General features: G+C 28.7%; 15 protein-coding genes. 12 read left to right on the top strand and 3 right to left on the bottom strand.

The genetic code is table 11. The features are described from left to right. Positions 1-14: 14 nt before the first annotated feature. From VN21_RS05900 to VN21_RS05880, 5 genes are read left to right on the top strand one after another with little or no spacing between them, the layout of a single operon-like run. Positions 15-1,142, top strand: coding sequence for a glucose-1-phosphate adenylyltransferase (locus tag VN21_RS05900; RefSeq protein ID WP_152650778.1), 1,128 nt, complete (start codon positions 15-17; stop codon positions 1,140-1,142). 12 nt (positions 1,143-1,154) lie between these two features. After that, on the top strand, positions 1,155-2,282 hold the full coding sequence (glgD, locus tag VN21_RS05895; protein WP_046822465.1) for a glucose-1-phosphate adenylyltransferase subunit GlgD: 1,128 nt from the start codon (positions 1,155-1,157) through the stop codon (positions 2,280-2,282). Positions 2,283-2,295: 13 nt separating this feature from the next. Continuing rightward, positions 2,296-3,753: a glycogen synthase GlgA gene (gene glgA / locus VN21_RS05890; RefSeq protein WP_046822464.1), complete on the top strand. Its 1,458-nt coding sequence runs from the start codon at positions 2,296-2,298 to the stop codon at positions 3,751-3,753. Positions 3,754-3,755: 2 nt separating this feature from the next. Further along, a complete protein-coding gene (locus VN21_RS05885) occupies positions 3,756-6,176 on the top strand; it encodes a glycogen/starch/alpha-glucan phosphorylase (protein ID WP_152650777.1) in 2,421 nt (806 codons plus the stop codon). Between the two features lie 32 nt (positions 6,177-6,208). After that, positions 6,209-8,047, top strand: a complete 1,839-nt coding sequence (locus VN21_RS05880; protein WP_046822463.1) for a glycoside hydrolase family 13 protein — start codon at positions 6,209-6,211, stop codon at positions 8,045-8,047. Positions 8,048-8,313: 266 nt separating this feature from the next. Here VN21_RS05880 and VN21_RS05875 read toward each other — a convergent pair whose 3' ends face one another. Both VN21_RS05875 and VN21_RS05870 read right to left on the bottom strand, forming a co-directional pair. Next, positions 8,314-9,690, bottom strand: a complete 1,377-nt coding sequence (locus VN21_RS05875) for an MATE family efflux transporter (protein ID WP_046822462.1) — start codon at positions 9,688-9,690, stop codon at positions 8,314-8,316. A 108-nt stretch (positions 9,691-9,798) separates the two neighbouring features. Next, positions 9,799-11,712 (bottom strand): ABC-F family ATP-binding cassette domain-containing protein, encoded by a 1,914-nt coding sequence (locus VN21_RS05870; protein WP_046822461.1) that lies wholly within the window; start codon positions 11,710-11,712, stop codon positions 9,799-9,801. A gap of 131 nt (positions 11,713-11,843) precedes the next feature. Between VN21_RS05870 and VN21_RS05865 the strand changes: the two genes are divergently transcribed. Then, positions 11,844-12,473 carry a redox-sensing transcriptional repressor Rex gene (locus tag VN21_RS05865; RefSeq protein ID WP_046822460.1) on the top strand — a complete coding sequence of 210 codons (630 nt, stop codon included), beginning with the start codon at positions 11,844-11,846 and terminating at the stop codon, positions 12,471-12,473. 55 nt (positions 12,474-12,528) lie between these two features. On the opposite strand, the gene VN21_RS05860 is transcribed toward VN21_RS05865, so the two are convergent. Further along, positions 12,529-12,699 carry a DUF362 domain-containing protein gene (locus VN21_RS05860; RefSeq protein ID WP_021428309.1) on the bottom strand — a complete coding sequence of 57 codons (171 nt, stop codon included), beginning with the start codon at positions 12,697-12,699 and terminating at the stop codon, positions 12,529-12,531. A gap of 181 nt (positions 12,700-12,880) precedes the next feature. On the opposite strand from VN21_RS05860, the gene VN21_RS05855 reads away from it, so the two are divergent. From VN21_RS05855 to VN21_RS05830, 6 genes are all read left to right on the top strand, one after another. Continuing rightward, positions 12,881-13,966: a CapA family protein gene (locus VN21_RS05855; protein WP_046822459.1), complete on the top strand. Its 1,086-nt coding sequence runs from the start codon at positions 12,881-12,883 to the stop codon at positions 13,964-13,966. Positions 13,967-14,120: 154 nt separating this feature from the next. Then, the gene (gene cooS / locus VN21_RS05850; RefSeq protein ID WP_046822458.1) at positions 14,121-16,022 is read left to right on the top strand and encodes an anaerobic carbon-monoxide dehydrogenase catalytic subunit; all 1,902 of its coding nucleotides are present in this window, start codon (positions 14,121-14,123) and stop codon (positions 16,020-16,022) included. Then, on the top strand, positions 16,015-16,485 hold the full coding sequence (locus VN21_RS05845) for a 4Fe-4S dicluster domain-containing protein (protein ID WP_046822457.1): 471 nt from the start codon (positions 16,015-16,017) through the stop codon (positions 16,483-16,485). The genes cooS and VN21_RS05845 overlap by 8 nt, the downstream gene beginning before the upstream one ends. Further along, entirely contained in the window at positions 16,460-17,689 is a 1,230-nt protein-coding gene (locus VN21_RS05840; RefSeq protein WP_046822456.1) for an NAD(P)/FAD-dependent oxidoreductase, read from the top strand. The genes VN21_RS05845 and VN21_RS05840 overlap by 26 nt, the downstream gene beginning before the upstream one ends. A 159-nt stretch (positions 17,690-17,848) precedes the next feature. Beyond that, the gene (locus tag VN21_RS05835) at positions 17,849-18,658 is read left to right on the top strand and encodes an ATP-binding protein (protein ID WP_046822455.1); all 810 of its coding nucleotides are present in this window, start codon (positions 17,849-17,851) and stop codon (positions 18,656-18,658) included. Positions 18,659-18,790: 132 nt separating this feature from the next. Continuing rightward, positions 18,791-20,089 (top strand): Glu/Leu/Phe/Val family dehydrogenase, encoded by a 1,299-nt coding sequence (locus VN21_RS05830; RefSeq protein ID WP_046822454.1) that lies wholly within the window; start codon positions 18,791-18,793, stop codon positions 20,087-20,089. Positions 20,090-20,256: the final 167 nt, after the last annotated feature.

The raw sequence follows: 20,256 nt of genomic DNA, 5'->3' as shown, positions 1-20,256 counted from the left end.
ATTAGGAGTAAATTATGAAAAAAGAAATGATAGCAATGATATTAGCAGGGGGACAAGGATCAAGACTAGGAGTTTTTACTAAAAATATAGCAAAACCAGCAGTTTCATTTGGAGGTAAATATAGAATAATAGATTTTGTTTTGAGCAATTGCTCAAATTCCGGGATAGATACAGTTGGAGTATTAACACAATATAGACCTTTACTATTGAACTCACATATAGGAATAGGTAGCCATTGGGATTTAGATAGAAGAAATGGAGGGTTATCAATCCTTCAACCATATATGAATGAAAAAGAAGGAAATTGGTATAAAGGTACAGCAGATGCTATATATCAAAATATGAATTATATAGATAGCTATGATCCAGAATATGTTTTAGTTTTATCGGGGGACCATATTTATAAAATGGATTATAGCGATATGCTAGAAGAACATAAATCAAAAGATGCAGATGTAACAATTGCTGTTATGGAAGTTGATTGGGATGAAGCTAGTAGATTTGGAATAATGAATGCAAATGAAGATGGGAGTATATATGAGTTTGAAGAAAAACCTGAAAAGCCTAAGAGTAATTTAGCATCTATGGGAATTTACATATTTAACTGGTCAAAGATGAAAAGTTATTTTAAATCAGATAAAGAATATGTAGATTTTGGTAAGGATCTAATTCCTAAAATGCTAGATGATAAGGTTAGCATGTATGCATATGAATTTAATGGATATTGGAGAGACGTAGGAACTATAGAAAGTCTGTGGCAAGCAAACATGGATTTAATTAATCCAGATAATGGGTTTAATTTAAATGATTCTAATTGGAGAATTTATACAGATACAATGGCTATGCCACCACAATATCTAGGAAAAAATTCTAATATAAAACAATCTATAGTTGTAGATGGATGCAGGGTTTTTGGAAATGTTGAAAATTCAGTATTATCTCATGGAGTCAGTATAGGAGAGGGAAGTACAGTAAAGGATTCTGTAATAATGTCAAATGCAAAAATAGGTAAAAATGTGATTGTAGAGAAAGCTATAATAGGTGAAGGTGCGGTAATAGAGGACGATTGCAAGATTTCTAGTGGTGACGATAGTATAAGTATAGTATCTGAATTTGATGTTGTTTCTATGGAATTAGTATAGGGGGATTAAAAAATGAATAAAGAGTGTATGGGAATAATTAATTTAAATAGAAAAGGTGATAACTTAAAAGAACTAAGTGATTCAAGGGTAGTAGCATCAATACCTATAGGTGGAAGATATAGAATAATAGATTTTGCTCTTTCTAATATGGTTAACGCAGGTATGAAAAATATAGGGATTTTTTCAGATCAAAAATATAGATCATTAACAGATCATTTAGGAAATGGTAGTCATTGGGATCTATCAGCGAAGAATGATGGATTATTTGTATTTAGTCCTGAGAATACTAAAAAACAAATTTGCAGAGCGATAAAAAAAGGAGACGTTCATAATGTTTTTTCTAACATAGATTATATAGAAAAAAGTAAACAAGAATATGTGCTTATATCTCCTAGTTATATGATTTGTAATATAGATTATAAAAAAGCACTTAACTATCATAAGTTATCAGGCAACAACATAACTGTTATTTATAAAACTATAGATAATGCAGATGAGGATTTTTTAGGAACTACAAAATTGAATATAAATGATAAAAATCAAATTACCAGCATGGGAATAAATATAGGAAGAGAAAAAAATGCAGATATATTGATGGATATGTATATCATGAAAAAAAGCTTATTTATAGATATGATATATGATGCAGTATCACGAGGGGAATATGCACATATAGAAGATTGTATAAGTGAAAGCATAGAAGAAATAAGAATAGGGGCATATGAATATAAAGGATATTTAAAATGTATAAATTCTACTAAAAACTATTTTGAAGCCAATAAAGATTTATTAAATGTAGATGTAGCGAATGAATTATTTTATTCAGATAGAAAGATATATACAAAAGAAAAAAATGAGCAGCCTACGTTATACACAGAGACCTCTAATGTGAAAAATTCATTTGTGGCTACTGGTTGTGTAATAGAAGGAGAAGTTCAAGATAGTATTATATTTAGAAAAGTTCATGTTAAAAAGGGAGCAGTTATAAAAAATTCTGTAGTTATGCAAAGTGGAACTATACAAGAAAATGTGAAACTAGATAATGTAATACTAGATAAAAATGTGTTTATATCTAGAGATAAAGAATTAAAAGGAGATATTAAACTACCATTAGTAGTAGAAAAAAATGTAATTTTATAGAGGGGGATAAGTTTTGAAAGTTCTTTTTGTAACGGCAGAGTGTTGGCCTTTTGTAAAGACTGGGGGATTAGGAGATGTTTCTTATGCGCTTCCAAAGGCTTTAAAAAGAGAAGGAGTGGATATAAGGGTTATAATGCCCAAGTATGTCAATATTCCTAAATATTTAAAAGATCAAATGAAAACAGTAGCAGTATTCAATGTAAACGTAGCATGGAGAAATCAATATTGTGGATTAATGGAACTAGAGCTAGATGGAGTTAAATTTTACTTTATAGATAATGAATTCTACTTCAAGAGAGATGGTGAATATGCGTATTTATATGGATATGACGATGATGTAGAAAGATTTACTTTCTTTAGTAATGCGGTACTAGAATCTTTAAAAAGAATAGATTTTTTCCCAGATGTAATAAATTTAAATGATTGGCACACTGGTATGATACCATTATTTTTAAAAGAAAATTATAGTCAGGATGAAAGATATTCTGAAATAAAAACTATATATACTATACACAATCTTCAATACCAAGGTGTATTTTCAAATAAAAATATAGAAGATGTGTTATCTATACCAAGACATTATTTAGACGATGGACATATAGAGTATTATGGTGGTATCAACTTTATGAAATCCGGAATAGTATATTCGGATAAAGTAAGCACAGTAAGTCCTACTTATGCTAATGAAATACAAACAAAGTTTTATGGAGAAAGTTTAGATGGATTGATCAAATCTAACTCACATAAGTTAAAGGGAATTGTAAATGGAATTGATTATGAAATAAATAATCCTGAGACAGATAAAAATATAGTATGCAATTATAATATAAATTCAATAGGTGATAAAGTTAAAAACAAATTAGAATTACAAAAAATTCTTGGATTAGAAGTTAATCCAGATATTCCTATGATAGGTATAGTTTCTAGACTTGTATCTCAAAAAGGATTGGACTTAATATCATATATGATGCCAGAAATAGTAGGAGAAAATTTACAATTAGTGGTTTTAGGTACTGGAGATGAACAATATCAATCTATGTTAAATTACTATTCAGGTAAATATCCAAACAAAGTAGCAGCTATATTAACATTTGATGCTGCACTTGCGCAACAAATTTATGCATCATCAGATATGTTTTTAATGCCATCTTTATTTGAGCCTTGTGGAATTGGTCAGATGATAGCAATGAGATATGGATCGATACCTATAGTAAGAGAAACAGGAGGATTAAAAGATACTGTAAAACCTTTCAATAAATATACAGGAGAAGGAAATGGATTTAGTTTTGCAAATTATAATGCACATGAAATGTTTTACTGTATTAAAAGTGCAATAGATATTTATAAAAATGATAAAAAGTCATGGTTTAAAATAGTTAAAAGTGCTATGAGTACTGATAGTAGTTGGGCTAAGTCCGCAAATGAATATATAAAAACGTATAATGAAATAGTTTGGCAAAGGAGTTGGTAATATTGACTCTCATAAATAGGGAGGAATTTAAGCTAGAATTTAAAAATCAAATGGATTTTTTATATAAACAAAGTATTGAAGAAGCTAACAATGAGCAGTTACTAAATACATTAGTAACTGTTCTTAAATCTAAAATAGCAAATATATGGAAAGAGAATAGATTAAAAGAGGAAAAGGAAGTTTACTATTTTTGCATAGAGTTTTTATTAGGAAGACAGCTGCAGTCAAATCTTTTAAACTTAGGAGTAATGGAAGAAGTAAAATCTATATTAGCTACTATGAACATAAATCTAGATGATTTAATAGATGCAGAATCTGATCCTGCATTAGGAAATGGTGGATTAGGGAGATTGGCTGCATGCTTTCTAGATTCGATGGCATCTACTAAAATAAGTGGACATGGTTATGGGATTAGATATGAATATGGATTATTTGAACAAAAGTTTGTAAATGGTCACCAAGTTGAGGTCCCTGATAATTGGCTAAAAGAAGAATCCTATATTTGGGAAACTGTAAGACCAAATAAAGCGGTTATCGTTAAATTTGGAGGAGAAGTAGAACTTGTAAGTAATAATGGAAAGCTAAAGGCTATTCATAAAAACTATATACCTGTAATGGCCCTACCTTATGATATACCTATTATAGGGTATGAAAATCAGTATATAAATACATTGAGGCTATTTAAATCAGACATACCTAGAAAAGATTTTGAACCAATACTAAAAGATTCAAAAAACAGCTATGGTAGCTATCATGATGCACTCCAATATAGATATTACGTAGACGAGATATCACAAGTATTATATCCAAATGATTCTAACGATGCAGGTAAAATACTAAGATTAAAACAGGAGTATTTTTTAGTTAGTGCAGGATTACAGGATATATTAAGGAAGTGTAAAAAAAATAAAATCAATATTAATAAGTTAAATGAAAAAATAGCTATTCATATAAATGATACTCATCCATCATTATGTATACCTGAATTAATGAGAATACTTATGGATGAAGAAGCTCTTGGATGGGATGAGGCTTGGGAAATTACAAAAAAATGCACTTCATATACGAATCACACCATAATGACAGAAGCTATGGAAAAATGGCAAATATCAATGATAAAAGAATTACTTCCAAGAATTTATATGATTATAGAAGAAATAAATAAAAGATATTTAAATAAGTTAAGAAGTAAATATTCAAATGACATTCAAAAAATAAATAAGATGGCTATTATTTATAATAATAATGTAAATATGGCTAATTTAAGTATAGTTGGAAGTAGCAGTGTAAATGGAGTTGCAGACCTTCATACTAAAATTTTGAAAAAAGAAGTATTAAAAGAATTTTATGAGGATGAGCCATATAAATTTAATAACAAAACAAATGGAATTGCTCATAGAAGATGGCTAATGTTATCAAACCCTCAGCTATCTAGTTTAATAACTACTCTTATAGGTAGTGACTGGGAAAAGGACACTATGAAACTAAAGCAACTTGAAAAATATAAGAATGAAAAAGATGTATTACAGGAACTAGAAAAAATAAAATATAACAATAAGCTAAGCTTATCAAAAATTATAAAAGAAAGAAATAATATATCAATAGATCCAAATTCTATATTTGATATACAAATAAAAAGGCTACACGCATACAAACGACAACTTATGAACGCACTTCACATACTTCATTTATATCATGAATTATTAGATAATCCAAACCTAGACATAAAGCCAAGAACATTTATATTTGGAGCAAAGGCTGCTCCTGGATACTACTTTGCCAAATGCGTTATTAAATTTATAAATGAATTAGCTCAAAAAATTAATAATGATAAAAGAGTTAATGAAAAATTAAAAGTAGTATTTATAGAAAATTACGGGGTTTCATTAGCAGAAAAAATAATACCGGCTGCAAATGTAAGTGAACAAATATCAACAACTACAAAGGAAGCTTCAGGAACTAGTAATATGAAATTTATGATGAATGGAGCTATAACTTTAGCGACTTTAGATGGAGCAAATATAGAAATACATGAACAAGTAGGCGATGAAAATATAATAATTTTTGGATTATCAGCAAATCAAGTGCTAGAATACAATAAGTTTGGAGGATATTCAGCAGCAGATATTTATTCTAATAATTTCTATATAAAGAGGGTTGTGGATGATTTAGTTAATGGATTCATACCAAATATAGGTGAAGAAGGTAGAGAAATATATAATTCTTTAATAACCTATAATGATGAATTTTTTGTATTAAGAGACTTTGAGAACTATATAGAAGCACAGAAAAAAATTAATAATTTATATAAAGATAGATATAAGTGGAATTCAATTTCTTTAACAAATATAGCAAATTCAGGAATATTTTCGAGTGATAGAACTATAAATGAATATGCTAAGGATATATGGTATAAAAAATAAACAGTTCAAAAGATAAAAGGTGGGAGATCAAAATGAGTATAACATATAATTCTTGGTTAGAAAGTTATAAAAAGCCTTTCGGAGCTTTGGAATTAGGAGAAAAATTAAGTTTAAGTGTAAAAGCTACAGAAAATGTAAAAGAAGTATATTTAATTATAGAAAGAGATGGAAAAAATTTAGAAGAAATAAAAATGACAAAAGCATCCGATTGTATGTTTAACATAGATAAATATGAATTTAAACAAGCAGATGTTTATTTTTACTTTTTTAAAACGATAGAAAGTATAAATGGAAATAACGAATTAAAGTACTATGGCAAGAGTAAAAGAAATGGTATATGCGAAGAAAATTTTGATATTGATAGTTTAAGTAAGTATCAAATTACAGTTAGTAAGAATGCTAAATCTCCAGATTGGTTTAAAGAGGGGGTTTTATACCATATATTTGTAGATAGATTTAATAAAAGTGGTAAAATAAATAACCCTAAAAAGAATAGTTTTATATATGCAAATTGGGAAGATACTCCTATGTATATAAAAAATAGTGAAAATGAAATAATTAGATGGGACTTTCATGGAGGAAATCTAAAAGGGATAATAAGTAAATTAAGTTATTTGAAAAATTTAGGGGTTAGCATAATATACTTAAGCCCTATATTTGAATCACAGAGTAACCACAAGTATGATACAGGAGACTATAAAAATATTGATCCAATGTTTGGGAATGAAGAAATATTTAAAGAGTTAATAAATGAAGCAAATAAAAAGGGAATAAATATTATTCTAGATGGTGTATTTAGTCATACAGGAGATGATAGCTTATATTTTAATAAGTATGGAAATTACGATTCCATAGGTGCATATCAATCACAAGATTCACCGTATAGCTCTTGGTACAAATTTGACAACTACCCGCAAAAATATGATTGTTGGTGGGGAGTTAAATCTTTACCAAATGTCAACGAGACTGAAACTTCATATATTGACTATATTATAAAAGGTGATAACAGTGTAATAAAAAAATGGATGGGATATGGAGTTAAAGGTTGGAGACTTGATGTAGCTGATGAATTACCTTCTAAATTTATAGAGGAGTTAAGGAGTGAGACTTTAAAACTAGATAAAGAATCTATTCTTGTAGGTGAAGTTTGGGAAGATGCATCTAATAAAATTAGTTATGATGAAAGAAGAAAATATCTTTTAGGTAACCAACTAAATGGGGTTACAGGGTATGTGTTTAAGAATATATTTGTAGATTTTTTAAATTATAAAATTGATTCAAATGATGTATACAATAGCCTTATGACTATAAAAGAAAATTACCCAAAAGAATCTTTTAAATCTAATTTAAATATATTAGGTACACATGATACAAGAAGAATACTTACAGAGTTAAATGAAGATAAAGAACTTCTTAAATTAGCGGTTGCTATACAAATGACTTTTGAAGGAGTGCCATATATATATTATGGTGATGAAGCAGGACTTTTAGGTGAAACAGATCCAGATAATAGAAGAACTTATCCATGGAAAAATGAAGATAAAGAAATTTTAAATTTCTATAAAAATATTATTAAGGATAGAAACAAAAGTAAAGTGTTAACTCGTGGAGAAACTAAATTTTTAGAATTAGAAAATCCTAATGTATTTGGATATATAAGATATATTGAAGATATAAATGATGATAATATTTTAGTTTTAGTAAATAGGTCAGAACGAGAAGAAGTTATAAAAATAGATATGAAAGAATGTCTTAATAGTAAATATACAAATCTAGTTGATGGGCTTATCCAGGTAAATTATGATAATGTTGAATTTAAACTAGAGCCTAAATCACATAAGTTAGTTAAATTAGAAAAAAATTCAAATTAATTTTTTATTTAAGCTAAAATGAAAAATGTAATACTACAGGTTTCACTCCCAAAGCGTAAAAATGCTTTAAAGGTCGTTAAAACCTATAGTATTACATTTTAATATAGTAAATAAAAAGGTACTATTATAAAATTATTTTATAATAGTACCTTTTTATTTACTTTAAAATATCTAAGTTGGAATATATTATTGTTGAAGTAGCGTTAAAGACTATGATTTTAGGTCTTTCAGCGAATAAAACAATAATATTTTCCAACGAGCACTACCTAATCAATTTCTTTTACAATATTAGCAACCCATTTTTTAGATAATGCTCTAGGAACCCCAAATATAAACTTAACAATCTCTTCAGAGTAAGTAAGAAGGACAAGCACATAAATAGGAGCTCCTTTAATTGCAAATATAAAAGTAAGAGGAAGCGATACTAACCACATACATCCTAGTTCTAAAAATAAAGAATATTTAGTATCTCCACCACTTCTTAAAATACCTATAATTAAAAGAGTATTAAAAGATTTCAGACCCATTAATAATCCCATAATAACAAATATTTTAACAATATCAGGAGCTAGATTATCCGAAACACTAAACATTTTAAGTAGAGTTGGTATGTTTAGTATAAGAAGTATACCAAATAGAGTTCCTACTATAAAAACTATTTTAGAAAACTTTTTAGCATAATCAATAGCTACTTTTTTATTATCAGCACCAAGCTCATTACCTAGCATAATAGATGCTCCTATAGCAACGCAGACAGCTGTCATAATAAAGAAATTTCCAGTACTAGTAGCTATTTGGCTAGCTGCAATTGCGGAAGTACCAGCTTTTGCATAAGCAACAGAATATAAAACTGTACCTATTGCCCAACCACTATCATTTAATAATATAGGTGTACTTTTTTCAAAGAAAGCATTTATAAATTGTTTATCTATAGATTTTAAATTTTTAATATTGAATTTTAAAACATAATCTTTCTTTATGATATATACATATACTATTAAAAGTGAAAACTCTATCAATCTAGCTATTACAGTAGCTATAGCAGCTCCACGAACTCCTAATTCAGGCAATCCCAATTTCCCAAAGATTAAACCGTAGTTTAAGATAATGTTACTTACAAGAGCGACTGCACTACAAACCATTCCTAGTTTAGGGTTTCTAACACTTCTAGATCCCATACTAAATACAGTACTAACAGCTATTAAAGGATAACAAAATGCTATAATACTAAAATATTGGATACAAAGTTTAACAACTTCAGGATCATAAGAGAAAAAATGTATTATGAATTTAGGGAACATAAAAGCTGGTATAAAAAATAATAAACCTAATATTATTCCAAGTAAAACATTTAGTCCAGTAACCTTTTTTATATTATTAGCATCATTTTTACCAAAAAACTGAGATATAAATAAACCAGCGCCTCCTGTTAAACCGGATAAAGTCATATTAAATAAGAAGAAGTACTGATTAGCAACTCCAATTGATGCTACAGATGCCTCTCCTAAACTACTTATCATAACTGTATCTATAATATTTACAGATGTAGATATAAGATTCTGTATTATTATAGGAATACAAAGTGAAACTAGTAATTTATAGAATTTCTTATTTTCATCATTTAAATTAAAAATATTTGTCAATTAGACACCCCCTTAAATTTAATATCTATACTATGTTAATATAAAAAGCATATATATATCAACCAATTTCTTATATAAATTTCAGAATTATCAAAAACAAAGAACAGCCTACATTAGCTGTTCCCATTCTTCATATAAATTATTTAATCTATCTTCTAAAGAAGATTTGTTTTGGCTAACTTCCTTAGATTTTTCAGGATTAGAATATATTTCTTCTTTGCACATAAGTACATTAAGTTCTTCTATTTCAATTTCTATTTCTTCAATTTCCTTTTCTATGCTCTGCCTTTTAACTCTAGCTTTTTTTTCTAACTCTCTTTGTTCTCTTTCCTTTCGCTTTTCATCTTTTAATTGAGTCTTTGTTTTCTCCTCAGTTGTTTCTATAGCGTTCATCTCTATGGTTTGTTTTTTCTTATCTATATAATAATCATAATTACCTAGATATTCTGTTATTCCATCAGAATCAAGAACAAGTATTTTATCAACAACTGTATTTAAGAAATATCTATCATGAGATATTGTAAATAAAGTTCCTGTATAATTTAATAAAGCTTCTTCAAGAACTTCTTTAGAGTCTATATCAAGGTGATTTGTAGGCTCGTCCAGTAATAAAAAGTTAGAATTAGATAAAATTAATTTTAATATAGCAACTCTAGCTCTTTCTCCACCGCTTAGTGTAGATATTTTTTTAAATACTTCTTCATCTTCAAATAAAAAAGATCCTAACATGTTTCTAAGCGTAGTTTGGTTTAAATTAGGATGATCATTCCAAATTTCATCAATAATAGTATTATCTAGGTTAAGAGTTTTTTGTTCTTGGTGGAAGTAGTCTACATAAACATTTGCACCAAGTTTAGCAGTACCAGTTAACGGTATTATTTCATTCATTATTATTTTAAATAAAGTAGATTTTCCTATTCCGTTAGCTCCTATTAAAGCGACTTTTTCACCTCTATATATATTGAAGTTTATATCTTTGAAAAGTATTCTTTCACCATAACCCATAGAAAGATCTTCTACTTGTAAAACATCATTACCACTAGATACAGAAGGACTAAATTGAATGCTAGCTTTTTTTCTAAACACATCAGGTTTATCTAATACATCAACTTTATCTAGCATTTTTTCTTTACTTCTAGCTCTTTTTAAATGTTTTTCTCTTCCGTAAGCTTTTAGTCTATCAATTGATTCTTCTTGTTTTTTAATTTCTTTTTGCTGATCTTCATATCTTTTAACTTCTAACTCTTTTTCTACTTTAGATAATTCTATGAATTTAGAGTAATTTCCATTATATGTTTTAAGCCTTTTATTATGAATTTCGAACACTCTATTTACAACCTGATCTAAGAAATATCTATCATGAGATATGATAATTACTGTTCCTTTATATTGCTTTAAGAAAACTTCTAACCATTCTATAGCATCTGAATCAAGGTGGTTAGTTGGCTCATCTAGAAGTAGAAGTGAAGGATTTTTTAGTAGTAACTTTGAAAGTAAGACTCTTGTTTTTTCTCCTCCAGATAATATATTTATTGGAGTTTCCATGTCAGAATCAGAAAAACCTAGACCTTTCAAAATACCTTTTACTTCTGATTTATAGCCATAACCATTTAGCTCAGAGAAAAGCTCTAGTTTTTGAGAATACTCATTCATCAGTTTATCTAAAATTTTTGAATCAGGATTAGAACCTTCTTCAGCTATTTTAATTTCTAAATCTCTTATATACTTTTCCATATTCATTAAATCAGAAAAAACCTCTAAAACCTCTTCATATATAGTTTTTTCTGATTGGAAATTTGTATTTTGTTCAAGATATCCTATTTCTACACCTTTACCAAGATATATATCTCCGCTATCATATCCATAAATCCCAGAAAGTACTTTAAATAAAGTGGTTTTACCAGTTCCATTTACACCTATAATACCAACCTTATCGCCTTCATTTACAGTGAAGCTAATATTTTCTAATATAGTATCTATTCCAAAACTTTTATTTAAGTTATTGCACGACAAAACAATCATAAAATTATACCTCCTTTAAACTATCTAAAATTATAATGTTTTGGTATAATATAATCAAGGATATATGCATTTTGTTAAAAAAATAGCATAATATATAAAACAGGGATAATGAATATATAGGAGGTGATGAGATGAGTAATAAAAATATTTCTATGGCTGTAATAAGAAGATTACCTAAATATCACAGGTACTTAGGAGATTTGTTAGATAGAGATATACAAAGAATATCTTCTAAAGAATTAAGCGATATAATTGGTTTTACAGCATCTCAAATAAGACAAGATTTAAACAACTTTGGTGGATTTGGACAGCAGGGATACGGATATAATGTCGAAGAGTTATATAATGAAATAGGTAAAATATTAGGGTTATCTAGAACTTATAATTCTATAATAATTGGGGCTGGAAACTTAGGACAAGCAATAGCTAATTATGCAGGGTTTACTAAAGCAGGATTTAAGATAAAAGCTTTATTTGATGCAAATCCAAGAATGATAGGATTAAAAATTAGAGATTTTGAAATATTAGATTCTGATGACATCGAGGAGTTCGTAGCTGAAAATGATATCGATATAGCGATATTATGTATACCAAAAAATGGGGCGCAAGAAGTTGTCGATAGATTAGTTAAATCAGGTATAAAGGGAGTTTGGAACTTTGCACCGTTAGATTTAGAAGTACCAAATGATGTTATAGTTGAAAATGTAAACTTAACTGAAAGTTTATTTACTTTATCATATCTTATGAATGAAGATAAATAAATTAAAATAAAAAAACTACCTACAAAGTAGGTAGTTTTTTTATTTTAATTTATTATTATTCTGGTTGTGGAGCATCTACTGGACAAACTCCGTTACAAGCACCACACTCTATACAAGTATCTGCATCTATAACATATTTGTCATCTCCAGCTGATATACAGCTAACTGGGCACTCAGCTTCACAAGCACCACAGCTTATACAAGCATCATTAATTTTGTAAGCCATTTTCAATCTCCTCCTAAAATATGTAAAATTATGTTCATTAGTATTATAACAAAAAAAATTATATATAACAATAATTAGAATGCATACAAAAAAACAAACATATTACATAAACCGATTTATTTTGACAAATAGTATAAGCTATAATATATTTAGGGGTTATTACTTTGGTGGAGGTAGACAAATGAAGAAAAAGATTAATAAAAAAAAGCTATCACTATTAATATCTGGAATAATTATTGTAGTGGTAGTTATTTGTATGCTTATTTTTAAAATTGTTGTAGGAAGTAATAAAATTAAAGATATTAATGAACAATCAAAGAAAGTTGATGAAGTAATAGAGGTAAAAAAGGAAAGTATAACTATTAATTTTGTAGGGGATATAACTATGGGGAACTATAAGGGAGCCTCATATTATGGATCTTTTGATAATGAGTTTGAAAATCAAGGACAAGATTATGGATACTTTTTAAAAAATGTTAAGAAAATTTTTGAGGAGGATGACTTAACAGTAGCAAATTTAGAGGGGCCTTTAACTAGCGCAAGCAAAGCAAAAGTTAAAAAATTTGCGTTTAAAGGAGATCCTTCTTATGTAAATACACTTAAACAAGGTGGAATAGATGCTGTAACATTAGCGAATAATCACTCGGAGGATTATTTTGATGAGGGTATGAAACAAACTAAATTTATATTAAAAGAAAATAATATAGATTATTTTGGCTTAGGAGAGAAAAGCATAGTAGATGTTAAAGGTGTAAAGGTCGGATTATTAGGTTACAATGGTTGGCCTGAAAATTATAATGAAGAATTTTTAAATAATATGAAAAAAGATATACAAAGTGTTAAAAAAGAATCGAATGTAGTATTTGTGTATTTCCATTGGGGAACAGAGCGACAATATTATCCGGATCAAGTTCAAAAAGATCTTGCGCATTTTGCTATAAATAATGGAGCTGATGGGGTGTTAGGAAGTCATCCTCATGTTATGCAAGGAATAGAAGAATATAAAGGCAAGTATATTGCATATAGCCTAAGTAATTTCTGTTTCGGAGGTAATAAAAACCCTCAAGATAAAGATACTTTTATATACAAACAAACGTTTAAATTTGAAGATAATAAACTTATAAGTATAAATAAGCCTGAAATTATACCTTGTTCTATATCATCTGAAGGTAATGTTAATAACTATCAACCAACACCACTAAATGGAACAGAATCAGATAGAGTAAAAAATAAATTAAAAAATATAAGTGAAGGCTTAAATAAATAGATTATAAAAAAACTTATTTAATTATTGGATTTTTTCAAAATTAAATAAGTTTTTTAAATTAGGAAAACTCTTTCAAAAATATGTTTAACTATTAACAATGAATGGTATATATAAAAAGGATTACCATAAAAATATATTTAGGGGGATGTAATTTATGTCTTGTGTTAGTTGTAAAATGTGCGAAAGTGCAGATAAAAGGTTAGAAAGTTTTGTAGCGTCGAAGGATGTTGAAACGGCATTCCATAGAACTGAAGATCAAAAAATTAAATGTGGTTTTGGACTTCAAGGTGTATGTTGTAGATTATGTGCAAATGGTCCATGTAGAATAACACCTAAATCTTCAAGGGGAATTTGTGGAGCAGATGCTGATACAATAGTTGCTAGAAACTTTTTAAGAGCAGTTGCAAGTGGAGCTGCATGTTATCTGCATGTTGTTGAAAATACAGCTAGAAACTTGAAAAAGTTAGGTGAAAATAAAGGAATAATAAAGGGAGAAAAGACAATAGATGAATTAGCTGATATATTTGGAGTTGAAGCTAATGATAGACATGAAAAATGTATAAAAGTTGCACAAAAAGTTCTAGATGATTTATATAAAGCTAGAGATGAAAAAATGGAGTTAGTAGAGAAAATAGCATATGCTCCAAGAGTTAATAAGTGGAGAGAAATAGGTATAATGCCAGGAGGAGCTAAATCAGAAGTTTTTGATGCAATCGTTAAGTCATCTACAAATTTAAATAGTGACCCTGTTGATATGCTTATAAACTGTTTAAACTTGGGAATATCTACTGGATTATATGGACTTACACTAACTAATCTTTTAAACGATGTTATTTTAGGAGAGCCAGTTATAAGAACTGCACCTGTAGGATTTAGAGTTATAGATAAAGATTATATAAATATAATGATAACAGGACATCAACATTCAACATTTGCTCACTTCCAGGATAGATTGAAAGATGAAGATGTTGTTAAATTGGCAAAAGAAGCAGGAGCAAAAGGATTTAGATTGGTTGGATGTACTTGTGTAGGGCAAGATTTACAGTTAAGAGGGGAGCACTATCAAGATGTATTTGCAGGTCATGCTGGAAATAACTTTACAAGTGAGGCTGTTCTTTCTACAGGAGCAATAGACATGATTGCATCTGAATTTAACTGTACTATACCAGGTATAGAGCCTATAGCAGATAAATATAAAGTAAAAATGGTTTGTTTAGATGATGTAGCTAAAAAAGTTAATGCAGAATATGTACCGTTTGATAGAGAAAATATAGAATCAATTTCAGAAAAATTAATAAATGAAGCCTTAATAAGTTATAAATCAAGAAGAGGCGAAGTTGAAATAGACATACCTAGTGACCACGGACATGATGTTTCATTAACAGGTGTAAGTGAGAAGAACTTAAAAGCATTCTTAGGGGACTCATGGAAACCTCTTATAAACTTAATTGCAGAAGGTAAAATAAAAGGAATAGCAGCGGTTGTTGGATGTTCAAATATGACGGCAAAAGGACATGATGTATTTACTGTAGAATTAACTAAAGAGCTTATAAAAAGAGATATAATCGTTTTATCTGCAGGATGTTCTACCGGAGGATTAGAAAATGTTGGATTAATGTCTCCTGGAGCTGAAGAATTAGCAGGTGAAAATTTAAAAGAAGTTTGCAAATCTTTAGGAATACCACCAGTATTGAACTTTGGACCATGTTTAGCTATAGGAAGACTTGAAATAGTTGCCACTGAAATTGCTAAAGAATTAGGAATAGATATACCTCAGCTTCCACTAATTTTATCTGCACCTCAATGGTTAGAAGAACAAGCTTTAGCAGATGGAGCATTTGGATTAGCTTTAGGATTACCTCTTCACTTAGCATTACCACCATTTATAACAGGTGGTAAATTAGTTACACAAGTTTTAACTGAAGGATTAAAGGATATAACTGGAGGGCATGTTATAGTTGATTCAGAGGTTGTATCTTCAGCTGATACATTAGAAAAAATAATTATAGATAGAAGAGAAAAATTAGGCTTAAAGGATGTGGAATGTTATGCATAGGATTCTAATTAATAAAGAATTATGTACCGGATGTAAGAGTTGTGTTTTAGCATGCATGTTAAGAAACGATTTACAAAAAGATATATACTCTTTAGATTTAGAAGACCTAGATAACGAAAGTAGAAACCATATAGAGTTAAATAAATTTAATAATCCAATTCCTATTATTTGTAGACATTGTGAAACTCCAGAGTGTGTACTTACATGTATGAGTGGAGCTATGACAAAAAATAAAGAAACTGGAATAGTAAGTTATGACAAAGATAGGTGTGGAGTTTGTTATATGTGCGTTATGGCATGCCCATATGGACTTTTAAAGCCTGACGATAAAACAAAACAAACTATTTTAAAATGTGATATGTGTGAAAGTATAGGATATCCCAAGTGTGTAGCTAATTGTCCAACTGGAGCAATAACGCTACAAGAGGAGGTAAAAAATGAATTATGTAGTTCTGGGTGCTAGTGCGGCAGGCATTAACGCTATAAAAGTATTAAGGGAGTTAGATGAAAAAGCTAATATAACATTAATATCAAAAGATGAACACATTTACTCAAGATGTATGTTGCATCATATTATATCTGAACATAGAACATTAGATAGCTTAAACTTTGTAGAAACTAAATTTGATGAAAAATATAATATAAGTTGGAAAAACTCATGCACTGTAAATAATATAGATATAGAAAATAAAGAAGTATATATACTAGAGACTGGTGAAAAAGTTAAATATGATAAACTATTAATTGCAACAGGGGCATCATCAGCTATGCCTCCTATAAAAAACTTAAAGAAAGCAAAACATGTGTATGGACTTAGAAATATAGAAGATGCTTATGAAATAAAAGAAAAAGCAAAAAAATGTAAAAAAATAGCCATACTAGGGGCTGGGCTTGTAGGAATAGATGCTCTTATAGGATTATTAGAATATAAAAATTTAGATATATCTGTAATATATAGAGAACCTTTTATACTAAATAGGCAGTTAGATGAATACGCTGCATCGGTATATGAAAATAAATTTAAAGAATTAGGTGTGAAATTCTTTAAGGGTGCAAGTGTTAATGAAATTTGCATAGATAATAATGAAAATATAATTGGAGTAGTATTAGATGATGAAACTTATATAGAATGTGATATGGCAATCGTAGCAACAGGGGTTATCCCAAATGCTGAATTTATAAATAAAGAGTTTATAAGTTATGATAGAGGAATAATCATAGATGAGAATTGCAAAACTACTGCAAAAGACATATTTGCGGCAGGTGATGTTGTTGGGAAAAATGCAATTTGGCCTTTAGCTGTGAAGCAAGGAATAGTAGCTGCCTATAATATGGCTGGAAGAGAAGAAAAAATAGATGATTCATTTGTATATAGAAACACAATGAATTTTTTAGGAATACCTACAGTTTCGCTAGGTATAATTGATATGGAAGAAGACTGTATCGTAAATGTTAGAAAAGATGAAACAGGGTATAAAAAGTTTATAATAAAAGATAATGTTATTAAAGGAGTAATAGTTCAAGGTGATATATCTTATGTAGGGGCTCTTACTCATTTGATAAAAAATAATATAGAAATACCAGATTTAGAAAAAAGAATTTTTGAAATAGGATATGCAGATTTCTTTTCTGTTAAAGGAAATGGAGAGTTTTGCTATAATATATAATTAAGGGAGTGTCTCAAAATAGTATAGTGTGAAAGAATGAATATAAGTTTTGATCCTAAAGCTGAAAAGATGCTTTGAAAGTCGCTAAAACTTATATTTATTCTATCCCTACTTATTTTGAGACACTCCTTTTTAAATATATATTATAGGAGTGTAAATATGAAGGTTTATGCATTAGTAGGAGAGAGTGGTTCTGGAAAAAGTTATAAAGCATTAGAGTTAGCCTATGAAAAAAATATAAACTATATAATAGATGATGGAATTTTAATTTTTAAGAATAAAATAATTGCTGGAATATCGGCAAAACAAGCAAGTACCAAAATTCAGGCAGTTAAAAGAGCTATATTTCACGATGAAAACCATAGAAATGAAGTGAAATTTAAAATAGTGGAAGAAAATATAGAGTCTATTTTAATAATAGGAACATCAGATAAAATGGTAAACCAGATAGCTAGTAAATTAAATTTAGGGAAAATATATAAAACTGTTTATATAAATGAAATATCGACACAAGAAGAAATAGATATTGCAAAAGAGTGGAGGAGTAAAGGAAATCACATAATACCACTTCCGACATTAGAAGTTAAATCTATTGCTAGTGGGCTGAGTATCAATCCAATTAAAAAGTTATTTAAAAGAGAAAATAAGGAATCTATATTAGTTGAAAAAACTATCATTAGGCCGACTTTTAGCTATATGGGAAATTTTTATATTAAAAAAAATGCAATAAATCAAATAATATTTTTTGAACTATCAAAATTTGATTACATAAGCAAAATTAATTCAGTAAAATTTAACAATAAAAAAGGAAATTTAGAAATATTTATTATTTTAGAATTAGATTTATTTAACTGTATTGAGACTATATTTAAGCTTCAAGAACATATAATAAAGGCATTGTATGATGTTACTTTAATAAATGTAAGTAGGCTTGATATAAGACTGAACAAGATAAAAAGTGTTAAATAAAAAACTAATAGAAATTTTATACAAATAAATAAAAAACTGTGCTATAATCAAACTGTAAGTAAGGGAAATCATTTTCCGACAAACAATAAAGGGGATTTAAAAAATTAAAATATTTTTAAGGGGGCTTTTAAAATGGCTGAAAAAACTTTAAATGTTCTAGAGATAGCAAGATCTCAAGTAAAAACTGCTTGCGATAAATTAGGGGCAGATCCAGCAGTATATGAAATATTAAAAAATCCAATGAGAGTGTTAGAAGTATCATTCCCAGTTAAAATGGATGATGGGACTGTAAGAACATTTACAGGATATAGATCACAACATAATAATGCTTGTGGACCATTTAAAGGAGGATTAAGATTCCATCCAGCAGTTTGTATGGACGAGGTTAAAGCTTTATCTACTTGGATGACTTTCAAGTGTTCAGTAGTAGGAATACCTTATGGTGGAGGTAAAGGTGGTATGGCCATCGATCCTACAGAATTCTCTCAAGCTGAGTTAGAAAGAATATCTAGAGGATTTGCTAAGTCAATAGCTCCAATAATAGGAGAAAAAGAAGATATACCAGCTCCAGATGTTAATACAAATGGACAAATAATGGCTTGGATGGTTGATGAGTATGCAAATGTTACAGGGGAATTCCAACCAGGAGTATTTACTGGAAAACCAGTTGATTTCTACGGATCTTTAGCTAGAAATGAAGCTACAGGATATGGAGTTGCTACAATTGCAATGGAAGCAGCTAAGAAAAAAGGAATAGATGTATCTAATGTTACTGTAGGACTTCAAGGATTTGGTAATGTTGGAAGCTTCGCTGGTATGTACATAGATGAAGCAGGAGCTAAAGTAATATATGTAGAAGACCATACAGGAACTATATATAATAAAGATGGAATAGATATGAAAGCTTTAATGGCTTACAATAAAGAACATAGATGTATAAAAGGATTCCCTGGTGCAGAAGCTGTTGACCAAAGTGTAATAACTGCAGAAGTTGACGTATTAATGCCTTGTGCACTAGAAAATCAAATAACTTCAGCAAATGCTGGAGATATAAAAGCTAAAATAGTATGTGAAGGAGCTAATGGACCAACTACTCCAGAAGCAGATAAAATACTATTTGAAAAAGGAATAACTTTAGTACCAGATATATTAGCTAATAGTGGTGGAGTTACAGTTTCTTACTTTGAATGGGTTCAAAACTTAATGAGATACAACTGGAGTTTTGACGAAGTTCAAGAAAAACAAAGAGCTTTAATGAAAAAAGCATTTGAAGAAATATGGACATTAGCAGGAGACCATAATGTTGAAATGAGAACAGCTGCATACATGATGTCAATTAAGAGAATAGCTGATGCTATGAAATTAAGAGGATGGTATACAGAAGCTCCTGTTAAAGAAGATGCTAAAAAAGAAGCTACATCTTTAGCTTAATAAATAAGAATAAAATAAGTAAAATTTAGAATAAAAAAAGTGTACATCTTTTCAGTATAAAACTGATTAAATGTACACTTTTATTTTATGCAAAAAATAAAAAAAGCATATAAAAAAATTTATATACTAGATATAAAAATTTGCATGCTAATATATGCTAAAATATC

It is taken from the genome of Paraclostridium benzoelyticum (genome assembly GCF_001006285.1).
GTDB lineage: Bacteria > Bacillota > Clostridia > Peptostreptococcales > Peptostreptococcaceae > Paraclostridium > Paraclostridium benzoelyticum.
Note: the sequence above shows the minus strand (reverse complement) of the source record. Positions and strands in the feature narration are given on the sequence as shown.

What these genes read in the sequence shown, in the direction of transcription:
- VN21_RS05835 (WP_046822455.1), top strand. Translation starts at nt 17,849, where the DNA reads ATGAAGGTTTATGCATTAGTAGGAGAGAGTGGTTCTGGAAAAAGTTAT.
- VN21_RS05855 (WP_046822459.1), top strand. Translation starts at nt 12,881, where the DNA reads ATGAAGAAAAAGATTAATAAAAAAAAGCTATCACTATTAATATCTGGA.
- VN21_RS05880 (WP_046822463.1), top strand. Translation starts at nt 6,209, where the DNA reads ATGAGTATAACATATAATTCTTGGTTAGAAAGTTATAAAAAGCCTTTC.
- VN21_RS05870 (WP_046822461.1), bottom strand. Translation starts at nt 11,712, where the DNA reads ATGATTGTTTTGTCGTGCAATAACTTAAATAAAAGTTTTGGAATAGAT.
- VN21_RS05845 (WP_046822457.1), top strand. Translation starts at nt 16,015, where the DNA reads ATGCATAGGATTCTAATTAATAAAGAATTATGTACCGGATGTAAGAGT.
- VN21_RS05860 (WP_021428309.1), bottom strand. Translation starts at nt 12,699, where the DNA reads ATGGCTTACAAAATTAATGATGCTTGTATAAGCTGTGGTGCTTGTGAA.
- VN21_RS05840 (WP_046822456.1), top strand. Translation starts at nt 16,460, where the DNA reads ATGAATTATGTAGTTCTGGGTGCTAGTGCGGCAGGCATTAACGCTATA.
- VN21_RS05865 (WP_046822460.1), top strand. Translation starts at nt 11,844, where the DNA reads ATGAGTAATAAAAATATTTCTATGGCTGTAATAAGAAGATTACCTAAA.
- glgD (WP_046822465.1), top strand. Translation starts at nt 1,155, where the DNA reads ATGAATAAAGAGTGTATGGGAATAATTAATTTAAATAGAAAAGGTGAT.
- VN21_RS05900 (WP_152650778.1), top strand. Translation starts at nt 15, where the DNA reads ATGAAAAAAGAAATGATAGCAATGATATTAGCAGGGGGACAAGGATCA.
- VN21_RS05830 (WP_046822454.1), top strand. Translation starts at nt 18,791, where the DNA reads ATGGCTGAAAAAACTTTAAATGTTCTAGAGATAGCAAGATCTCAAGTA.
- cooS (WP_046822458.1), top strand. Translation starts at nt 14,121, where the DNA reads ATGTCTTGTGTTAGTTGTAAAATGTGCGAAAGTGCAGATAAAAGGTTA.